This is a genomic window from Desulfitobacterium sp. LBE, from assembly GCF_007830365.1.
GTDB classification, from domain to species: Bacteria; Bacillota; Desulfitobacteriia; order Desulfitobacteriales; family Desulfitobacteriaceae; genus Desulfitobacterium; species Desulfitobacterium hafniense.
Genome location: NZ_VLKD01000001.1, coordinates 665,428 through 670,686, shown reverse-complemented (window position 1 = coordinate 670,686; position 5,259 = coordinate 665,428). Strand labels below are relative to the sequence as shown.

At 41.8% G+C, this 5,259-nt stretch carries 7 protein-coding genes; 6 read left to right on the top strand and 1 reads right to left on the bottom strand.

Annotation, left to right across the window (positions count from 1 at the left end; all coding sequences use genetic code 11):
* Nucleotides 1–330: 330 nt before the first annotated feature.
* Nucleotides 331–513: a hypothetical protein gene (locus DESLBE_RS03175; RefSeq protein ID WP_144675085.1), complete on the bottom strand. Its 183-nt coding sequence runs from the start codon at nucleotides 511–513 to the stop codon at nucleotides 331–333.
* Between the two features lie 969 nt (nucleotides 514–1,482).
* Here DESLBE_RS03175 and DESLBE_RS26480 point away from each other — a divergent pair.
* From DESLBE_RS26480 to DESLBE_RS03145, 6 genes are all read left to right on the top strand, one after another.
* Nucleotides 1,483–1,659 carry a hypothetical protein gene (locus DESLBE_RS26480; protein WP_172625360.1) on the top strand — a complete coding sequence of 59 codons (177 nt, stop codon included), beginning with the start codon at nucleotides 1,483–1,485 and terminating at the stop codon, nucleotides 1,657–1,659.
* A gap of 640 nt (nucleotides 1,660–2,299) precedes the next feature.
* Nucleotides 2,300–2,899, top strand: a complete 600-nt coding sequence (locus DESLBE_RS03170; protein ID WP_144675083.1) for a phage/plasmid replication protein, II/X family — start codon at nucleotides 2,300–2,302, stop codon at nucleotides 2,897–2,899.
* A gap of 174 nt (nucleotides 2,900–3,073) precedes the next feature.
* Nucleotides 3,074–3,367, top strand: coding sequence for a hypothetical protein (locus DESLBE_RS03165; RefSeq protein ID WP_144675081.1), 294 nt, complete (start codon nucleotides 3,074–3,076; stop codon nucleotides 3,365–3,367).
* A 212-nt stretch (nucleotides 3,368–3,579) separates the two neighbouring features.
* Nucleotides 3,580–3,768 carry a hypothetical protein gene (locus tag DESLBE_RS03155; protein ID WP_144675077.1) on the top strand — a complete coding sequence of 63 codons (189 nt, stop codon included), beginning with the start codon at nucleotides 3,580–3,582 and terminating at the stop codon, nucleotides 3,766–3,768.
* 65 nt (nucleotides 3,769–3,833) lie between these two features.
* Nucleotides 3,834–4,274 (top strand): hypothetical protein, encoded by a 441-nt coding sequence (locus DESLBE_RS03150; RefSeq protein ID WP_144675075.1) that lies wholly within the window; start codon nucleotides 3,834–3,836, stop codon nucleotides 4,272–4,274.
* Entirely contained in the window at nucleotides 4,274–4,780 is a 507-nt protein-coding gene (locus DESLBE_RS03145) for a hypothetical protein (RefSeq protein ID WP_144675072.1), read from the top strand. The genes DESLBE_RS03150 and DESLBE_RS03145 overlap by 1 nt, the downstream gene beginning before the upstream one ends.
* The last annotated feature ends 479 nt before the right edge of the window (nucleotides 4,781–5,259 follow it).

Sequence of the window (5,259 nt, the reverse complement as noted above, 5' to 3'; positions counted from 1 at the left end):
TATTCGTGATTCCAGGCGGGTTGCCGACATAGCTGACAAGGTTGCTGATGAGTTTCTTCTAAGCTGGATGAATTTTCTTTTGTGCAAAAGCAGACTCTTGCAGCAGTAAAGGATTTAAACAGAGATGTCAGCAGACATGATGATGAAATTAGCAAAATTAAAGCTTTGTAAATGTAATACACACCCGGCCCGGGGATCCCAGGCCGGGTTTTATTTTTGTAATACAAATTTCCCGGGGCCCAGCAGCTCCGGTGCCTCTTTTCGTATTACAGGGGTATCGGGGAGAATCCCCGCAAAATGAGCGTCAGCGAATTGTAGCCGACGAGATGTTTAGATGTTGGAGCACCAGGCCCCCATTTCGGCGCAGTAAATTGCTCCCTGGGTGTCCTTGATGGGGTGGAGAGGGTTTGCTCCCACCGGCCCCATGCCCGTTCCCTCTGGTGCCCCTATACGTTCCTCAATCATAGGGTTAAAATTTTGTTGTGAGCGCGCATAGCGATATTTTTTGTTCATAGAGACATGCAAGACCTAGCGAAGCGGAGAGGTGAGGGCGTGAGAGTCCCCGGCACCTTCATGCACGCCGGGGGCACCGAAAAAGAACCAGGAATACCGCCGGAGCCGTGACCATCCCGGGGAAGATGCCTAGGGAAATTACCGAGGATGCCTAAAAAAAAATTTCCGAAAAGAATTATCATGAGTGTGATAAAGATGGAAGTGAGGATATGGAGGATGATGTAATACAAAATCCGGAACCGGCCTGGCATCGCTGCAGGGTGATTGTATTACATTTCCATACTTAAATCCATTCGGGCCCGAAATACCGCCCCAGAGGGGGATGGAATTTAGGTATCGTCCGATAAAATAAGGCATATAGCGTGGTCAGGATGCTATTTTGATGTTTGAATTGAATTGGGTTATAGGTGCTAGCATAATTACTTTACAAAACGTCAAATAAATCATATAATTAATTTAATAATTTTTGGGTCCTATTTTGGAATATTCCTGTAAGGCTGTACATAATTAAGTACAGAAAGGAATGATTCAAGATGGCACGACCTCCAAAAGATATCGATGAAAAGGAATTTGCTGGAACTTTATAGAGCAGGTTATACAAGCCGGGAACTAGCAAAAAAATTGGCATTTCTCATGCAAAGTCATGAACCGCATTAATAAATTATGGCTCTGTACAGGTATCAATATCTGTTAACAGAACTTTTCAATGAGGTAGGCATTATACCCTCCATGGGTATGCCGACAGCTTTACATAATATCTATTCCTAGACACTGTGTAAAAAAACCCATGTTTAGGGTCTGATTATGTTAGAATATGGGACTTGTTTTTTTAGTTGGTGCTTAACCACTAAAAAAATATTAATAATTTTACACAGTGTCAAATTAATGTTTGCTGCCTGATTTTTTTAAGAGGGAGGAGGTATAAGATTTTCTTTACATTGTGTAAATAAATAATTTTGGAGGTCACCCATGGATTGTGCTGAGCAGAGATGTTTCATGGAATTTAGGGATGACAAAGAATGTTGGTTATCGTGGCAATTATCCAGCAAATGTAATTACAGATATATACTTTGGGATGAAGAAACAGATGAGCCTTATTCTTATTGTGACTATGGAAATCCCGATTTAGAAAATAACGATTTTTAAGGACGGTGTATAGTAACACCGTCCGAGAGTCTCATACGTGAGACTCTCTCAGAAGAGGGGAGGTCAATTTTTGATAGATACAGTTGTAATTGAGTCACCTCCAATTGGCTACGCTATGGAAGGATTCATTGAGAATTTTTGCATAAAATCCCAGGCCATACAGCTTTAAAACCGGGCGAATTAGGTTAATTCCCTTTACGAACGGTTCTTTGGATGGTTCTTTTGGATTCTCGAATCAGTATCCAGGTTTAAAAGAGAACGCTGGACGATTGACCATAATCTCTTTGTTGAGAAAAGGGAATTAAAACCCCTAAGAAAGTTAAGTGTGAACCATACATAAGGGTTGAGTGTTCTGTACATAAGGCGATGCTTGGTCATAATGGTTTTTGGCGGTCCCTTTGAATTTTTCAACATCGGTGAAATGGCTTATAAATTTTTTGAATCAATCCTTTAAAGAACTATGCTGTGTGGTCTCCTGTTCTGCCTTCCCTGGGATGAATGGAGAGTGTTTAGGGTAGATGTAGCTGAGGGTTTTTAATCTCGGGAGGTTTTGAAGCCGTTGAAAGAGTGGTTTCGCGGGGTAAACTTCGCGAACCTTTCCCCGCCGGACCGTCAATAAATATGCTATGTCCCGCCCTGTATGCATCCCGGGAGAACTACGACAGTTAAAGCCTATCATAAAGGCGTAGAGTTTGCTAAACATGACCGTAAGCGATTGTACCGCTATTTGGGATTGGACAAGCTCAACGAGTTGCAGAATTTTGCTAATCAAATTTTGAGGGTAGAGGTGGAAATTAAATCGTTGAAATTGCGGAATGATTTTGGCGAACTGCCTTTAGTCTCTGAAATTACACAGGATTACCTGTCCAATATTTATGAAAAGGAGGTTTTCAAGTTGTTGAGGGATAGCGTGGAAGAGGCAAAAGTATGCCGTACTGCCCAAGCTGTTGAGAAACGACTGTATGCAAGTTATTCTTCGGCTACGGCTGGGGCATTGTTGGGAACTTGGTACAGATTAGCAACCCTTGGGGAACAATTTGTTAGGAATCACCTTCCTAAAGCTACATTTTACCGACACAGAAAACAGTTGTTAGACGTTGGAGTTTCCTGGATTGAGACGGATGTCATCCTTAAGGAGTATGGCAAAGTGCCTTTTGGTTTCACTCCCAGTATTCGTGATTCCAGGCGGGTTGCCGACATAGCTGACAAGGTTGCTGATGAGATTAAAAAGGTCGCGTAATACAATATCACCTGGCAGCTCCGCGGCCGGCGCGACAAACTGTATTACATGTAGGTGATATTATGATGCTTATGTGTCCGTGTTCTGATGATAAAATTATCTGCCAAAATAATGGCGAATGCACGAATTGCGAGGTTTATCTTAAATCTGAGTTAAGAAAGGTTGTGGAGAAAAGTGAAGGTTTTAGTAATTGCCGCGAAATCTTATGATTTCGTTAATAAAGATACCGGCGAGCGTCTCCAGGGAGCAAACGTTCATTACCTTGATCCAGTGATGCGCGAAGATACCGACACTTCTAAAGGTCTTTTACCCTTAAAAGTTCCTTGTATCCCTAGGGTTCTGCCAAAACTTACTGATTTGCCGGCGTTTTATGAAGCCGATTTTCGTCAACGTCCCGACGCTAAAGGCAGGCCAGTTCTTACCCTTGCCGATGTGTCGTTACTTGAAAAAATTGACCTTGGTGATTGACCATGACCGGACTATGAGTCACAATCCTTGGAAGCCCTTTACAAGGCTTGAAGAACAGGTCATCCAACTGAATACAATGGCTAATGTGTTCCTGGTCATTCTGGGCATCATAGTAGCCTTTGTAATAGCCTATTGGCTTTGGCCGTCGCGTTAATACTCGCCACAGTCCGAAGTTACATTAGGTTTAGAATTTAGGAAAGGAGGAAAACCACATGGAAGGTACATCTTTACTCACAACCGAAGTCACCGCTATTGTATCTGGTTTTGCTGGTGATATAGTCCCAACGTCCTTGGCTCTTATTGCTATCGTTGTTCCTGTCGGTCTTACTCTTTGGGCTTTGGGCTTTGGTATTAAAAAGGGTATTGGCTATTTACAGCGCAAAGCCAGTAAAGCATTTTAAAAATCATCCAGCCCTAGAGGGGTGGGGATCGTCCCTGCCCCTTTATTTTTTAAGGTGGTGCGAGTATGAAGAATAAATTTATTGCCCTAGTGCTTGCTTTAATTTTGGTCTTATCTTCTCCAGTAAAAGAAGCTAGAGCAAATCCATTGTTAGTTTTAACTCCTCAAATTTTAGCGGCTGCTGGTACATTGTTAGTTGCCGGGGGTGTTGTATTTGCGTCTGAAGAATCTATGTATGCTACGGCAACCGATTTTTTGAGTAGGTATAGCACTCTAGGCATAGCCGAAAAGATTAAAGACGTAGGTGTGGGTAACGTTTTAACTATAACAAAAGATATAGCAGGTGCTTTATGGGATTATTCCCATGGAGTTTTGCCAGGTGCAATTTCTAACCAAGATACAGCGGTAGAGTTTCATTTCAGTTCCGGTCAAACTCATACAATTAATGCCCAACCAGGTGAAAAGATACTTTTACACGACATGCAGGATTGGGTCATGCGGACTTAATGTTTACTGTCACAGAAACTCAACAATATATACTAAATATTTATCATCCGGATGATGGAATAGAAGGCCCTTACCAAAAATTGTTTCTTTTCGGTGGCAATGACCCATTGCAAGCGAATGCAAACTATTATTTCCGTACTTGGTTAAATTCATCTGGGAGCAAAATTAATATTGCTGTTTCCAATAGAAGCGGTAGTCAAGTTTTTGATGATTTATATTCCCACACTAGCAATGAAACAGGGTGGGCCAGCGGCTTTTATTTTGAGTTTGAATCTATATCCGGTACATCTCCATACACGATCACTATAGGTGCTAGAGGTGTTACAGAGCAGACCGGAGAAGCCATATTGGGCAATAATATATCCTTGGATAATACGGCAAAAGAAACGTGGCTAGAGGATGCGGATGTAATAATAGCTGGTCATACGGATTTACTTAATAAGACGATATCTGATTTAGAGGTGACATTAAGCAGTGGCCATAGCCGAGCAAACAAATATCCTTAAGCGTTTGGCATCGACTGTTGACACGGTGTGTCATCTCTTTTGGATTCCATTGCCGGACTTCCAGAAGCCATAAAGGAAAAGATTGGAAGTTAATACAGCAGAAGGGACTGGGGTGATAGATGCCCCAAACGGATATTACATCAGATATTACTGGTGCCCTAAACAGGTACTATTGGAATTGGATTTTTTTAAAAATTACACAGCAAAAATTACTTAATTTTAATACGTCTGTACCTCCCGGCTCCGGTGATTAAGATACCGCTGAATCGTATGATTAAATACAATGACTCCGTTAACAGGCATATCTAATCCTTTTCCCTCAGGATGATTATACCTTGGTTGAATTTGGGCAATTTGGGAAACCTGGAATTATAATTGGTGTGACTGTTATTAGTTTTTTTCGCACCATCATAGGTTTTGGGATGATACTAAACAACCTTCCACTATTGCATCGGCGAATTTACGGCGGGCAGGTGTTG

Excerpts from the sequence above, each read along its gene's own strand:
- DESLBE_RS03175 (WP_144675085.1), bottom strand. The coding sequence starts at position 513 with ATGAACAAAAAATATCGCTATGCGCGCTCACAACAAAATTTTAACCCT.
- DESLBE_RS26480 (WP_172625360.1), top strand. The coding sequence starts at position 1,483 with ATGGATTGTGCTGAGCAGAGATGTTTCATGGAATTTAGGGATGACAAA.
- DESLBE_RS03170 (WP_144675083.1), top strand. The coding sequence starts at position 2,300 with ATGCATCCCGGGAGAACTACGACAGTTAAAGCCTATCATAAAGGCGTA.
- DESLBE_RS03155 (WP_144675077.1), top strand. The coding sequence starts at position 3,580 with ATGGAAGGTACATCTTTACTCACAACCGAAGTCACCGCTATTGTATCT.
- DESLBE_RS03150 (WP_144675075.1), top strand. The coding sequence starts at position 3,834 with ATGAAGAATAAATTTATTGCCCTAGTGCTTGCTTTAATTTTGGTCTTA.
- DESLBE_RS03145 (WP_144675072.1), top strand. The coding sequence starts at position 4,274 with ATGTTTACTGTCACAGAAACTCAACAATATATACTAAATATTTATCAT.